Below are 3,823 nucleotides of genomic sequence, written 5' to 3'. Positions count from 1 at the left end.
GCGTTTTTGATGGCTGCGAAAGAATTACTTCGCCAGCTCGACCGCAGGTTCCTCGCCGAACACGAGCTGGCTGCCGCGCACGCCGACCCGGATCGTGTCCTTCGGGCCGAAACGGCCGGCCAGGATTTCCTTCGACAGCGGATTCTCGATCTGCTGCTGGATCGCACGCTTGAGCGGACGCGCGCCGTACACCGGATCGAAGCCCGCTTCCGCGATCTTCTGCAAGGCTTCTTCCGAGATGTCGAGCGACATCTCCATCTTCTCGAGGCGCTGCGCCAGGCTCTTCAGCTGGATCTTCGCGATCGCGCCGATGTTCTTCTCGTCGAGCGCATGGAACACCACGATCTCGTCGATGCGGTTGATGAACTCGGGGCGGAAGTGTCCGCGCACCTCGGCCATCACGGCCAGCTTCACGACGGCCGGCTCGTCGCTGTCCATCGACTGGATCTTGTGCGAACCCAGGTTCGACGTCATCACGATCACGGTATTCTTGAAGTCCACGGTGCGGCCCTGGCCATCCGTCATGCGGCCGTCGTCGAGCGCCTGCAGCAGGACGTTGAACACGTCCGGATGGGCCTTTTCGATCTCGTCGAGCAGGATCACGCTGTACGGCTTGCGGCGCACGGCTTCCGTCAGGTAGCCGCCTTCCTCATAGCCGACATAGCCCGGCGGCGCGCCGATCAGGCGGGCCACGGAATGCTTTTCCATGAACTCGCTCATGTCGATGCGGATCATCGCGTCTTCCGTGTCGAACAGGAAGTTCGCCAGCGCCTTGCACAGCTCGGTCTTGCCGACGCCCGTCGGGCCGAGGAACATGAACGAGCCATATGGACGGTTCGGATCGGCGAGACCCGCGCGCGAGCGCCGGATTGCATCGGACACGGCCTCGATCGCCTCGTCCTGGCCCACGACGCGCTCATGCAGCTTCTCTTCGATGTGCAGCAGCTTGTCGCGTTCGCCCTGCATCATGCGGGCGACGGGGATGCCGGTCGCCCGCGACACGACTTCCGCGATTTCCTCGGCACCGACCTGGGTGCGCAGCAGACGCGGTCGCATATTCTCTTCCTTATCTGCGCCGTCCGGATGGTGGCCGGAAGCTTCGGCATCCTTCAGCTGCCGTTCCAGCTCGGGCAGGCGGCCATACTGCAGCTCGGAGACCTTTTGCCAGTTGCTCTGGCGCTTCGCCTCCTCCATCTGCAGGCGGATGCGCTCGATCTCTTCCTTGATGTGCGTCGTACCCTGCACGGCCGCCTTCTCCGACTTGAGGATTTCCTCGTAGTCGTTATATTCGCGCTCCAGCCGGGCGATCTCTTCATTGATCAGCTCCAGGCGGCGCTGCGAGCCTTCGTCCGTTTCCTTCTTGACGGCCTCGCGCTCGATCTTCAGCTGGATCAGGCGACGGTCGAGCTTGTCCATGACTTCCGGCTTGGAATCGATCTCGATCTTGATCTTCGAGGCAGCCTCGTCGATCAGGTCGATCGCCTTGTCCGGCAGGAAGCGGTCGGTGATGTAACGGTGCGACAGCTCGGCTGCAGCAATGATCGCCGGGTCCGTGATCTCGACCTTGTGGTGCAGCTCGTATTTTTCCTGCAGGCCGCGCAGGATCGCGATGGTTGCCTCCACGCTCGGCTCGTCGACCATGATCTTCTGGAAGCGGCGCTCCAGCGCGGCATCCTTCTCGACGTATTTGCGGTACTCGTCCAGGGTGGTCGCGCCGATGCAGTGCAGCTCGCCGCGCGCCAGTGCCGGCTTCAGCATGTTGCCGGCGTCCATCGCGCCTTCGGCCTTGCCGGCGCCGACCATCGTGTGGATCTCGTCGATGAAGACGATCGTCATGCCCTCGTCCTGCGCCAGTTCCTTCAGCACGGCTTTCAGGCGTTCCTCGAACTCGCCGCGGAACTTGGCGCCCGCCAGCAGCGCGGCCATGTCGAGCGACAGCACGCGCTTGCCCTTCAGCGAATCCGGCACCTCGCCGTTGACGATACGCTGCGCGAGGCCTTCCACGATCGCGGTCTTGCCGACGCCGGGTTCGCCGATCAGCACAGGGTTGTTCTTGGTACGGCGCTGCAGCACCTGGATGGCGCGGCGGATCTCGTCGTCGCGGCCGATCACCGGGTCGAGCTTGCCGCTGCGGGCACGTTCCGTCAGGTCGAGCGTATATTTCTTCAGGGCTTCGCGCTGCCCTTCCGCATCCTGCGAATTCACGTTTTCGCCGCCGCGCACCGCGGAGATCGCGGATTCGAGCGCCTTGCGGGCGAGACCGTTTTCGCGCGCCAGGCGGCCGGCATCGGACTTGTCTTCGGTGAAGGCGAGCAGGACCATCTCGCTCGACAGGAACTGGTCGCCGCGCTTCTGCGATTCGCGGTCGGCGAGGTTCAACAGCGCAACGAGCTCGCGGCCCACCTGCACGTCGCCGCCCGTACCGGACACTTTCGGCAGGCGGTCGAACGCCGTGCGCAGCGCGGCCTGCAGGCCACCGACGTTGACGCCGGCCCGCTGCAGCAGCGAGCGCGCGCCGCCATCGTCCTGGCCCAGCAGCGCGGACAGCAGGTGGACTGGTTCGATGTATTGGTTATCGTTGCCGACCGCCAGGCTTTGCGCGTCCGCCAGCGCTTCCTGGAGCTTGGTCGTCAGTTTGTCTTGTCGCATGTTTGCCCCTAGTGGTTGGTTAGATTCTGGATTGACACCAAGGTAGGGATGCCGTAGCGACTTTTCAAGATGTGAACTCTCGACTGCTGGGCGTTTAAAAATTACTTCTATAAAATGTCTGGTGGACGACCTTGCCGCATGTCCAGAAACCGTCCCAACACGCAAGGACATGCATGACACCTTCTTTCCTTTCCCGGCATTTCGACGAACAATGGCGCCTGCTGCCCTATATGGCGAAGTGGCTGCTGCTCGCGCTCGCCGTCGGGCTGCTGGCCGGCTCCGCCTCGGCCGTCTTCCTGTTCGCGCTCGAATGGGCGACGGGCACGCGCCTCGCGCACCGCTGGCTGACCGCCCTGCTGCCGCTGGCCGGGTTCGCCGTCGGCTGGCTGTACCTGCGCTTCGGCAGTTCCGTCGAGGCCGGCAACAACCTGCTGATCGACGAGATCCACGACCCGAAAAAGGTCATCCCGCTACGCATGGCGCCGCTCGTGCTGGGCGGTACCGTGATCTCGCACCTGTTCGGCGCCTCCGTCGGTCGCGAGGGAACGGCCGTGCAAATGGGTGGCGCGCTGGCCGACCAGCTCACCCATGTGTTCAGGCTGAAACACGACGACCGGCGCATCGTCCTGATGGCAGGGATCAGCGCCGGCTTCGCGTCCGTGTTCGGCACGCCACTGGCGGGCGCCGTCTTTGGCCTCGAAGTACTGGCCATCGGCCGCCTGCGTTACGATGCCCTGCTCGCCTGTCTCGCGGCCGCGCTTGCCGGCGACCAGTTCTGCCTGCTGTGGGGTCACCTGCTCGGCATCCACCACACGCATTATGTCGTGCAAGCCGTGCCGGCGCTGGCGCTGTGGCCGCTGACCGCCGTCGCCATCGCGGGCGCGCTGTTCGGCCTCGCCGGCAAGCTGTTCGCGGATTGCACGCATGCACTGTCGGGCTGGATGAAGCGGCGCGTCGCCTACGGCCCGCTGCGTCCGCTGCTGGGGGGCTGCGTCGTCGCGGCGGCCGTGCTGGCACTGGGCGCGGACCGCTACATCGGCCTGGGCATCCCGACGATCCAGGCCGCGTTCGCGCAACCGCTGGCGCCGTGGGACTTCGCCGGCAAGATGGTGTTCACGGTCGCGTCGCTGGGCACGGGCTTCAAGGGCGGCGAAGTCACGCCGCTGTTCTACAT

General features: G+C 64.8%; 2 protein-coding genes. One reads left to right on the top strand and one right to left on the bottom strand.

Annotated features, from left to right (window positions below; all coding sequences use genetic code 11):
* Positions 1–24: 24 nt before the first annotated feature.
* Positions 25–2,649, bottom strand: a complete 2,625-nt coding sequence (gene clpB / locus AC1DYX_RS28950) for an ATP-dependent chaperone ClpB (RefSeq protein WP_477265339.1) — start codon at positions 2,647–2,649, stop codon at positions 25–27.
* A 173-nt stretch (positions 2,650–2,822) separates the two neighbouring features.
* On the opposite strand from clpB, the gene AC1DYX_RS28945 reads away from it, so the two are divergent.
* Positions 2,823–3,823, top strand: a 1,001-nt coding sequence (locus AC1DYX_RS28945) for a chloride channel protein (RefSeq protein ID WP_477265337.1), incomplete at its 3' end; no start/stop codon positions are given.

The organism is Massilia sp. P2_C2 (assembly GCF_056404615.1).
The sequence above is the reverse complement of the archived record's forward strand: the minus strand, read 5'-3'. Positions and strand labels throughout refer to the sequence as shown.

What these genes read in the sequence shown, in the direction of transcription:
- clpB (WP_477265339.1), bottom strand. Translation starts at nt 2,649, where the DNA reads ATGCGACAAGACAAACTGACGACCAAGCTCCAGGAAGCGCTGGCGGAC.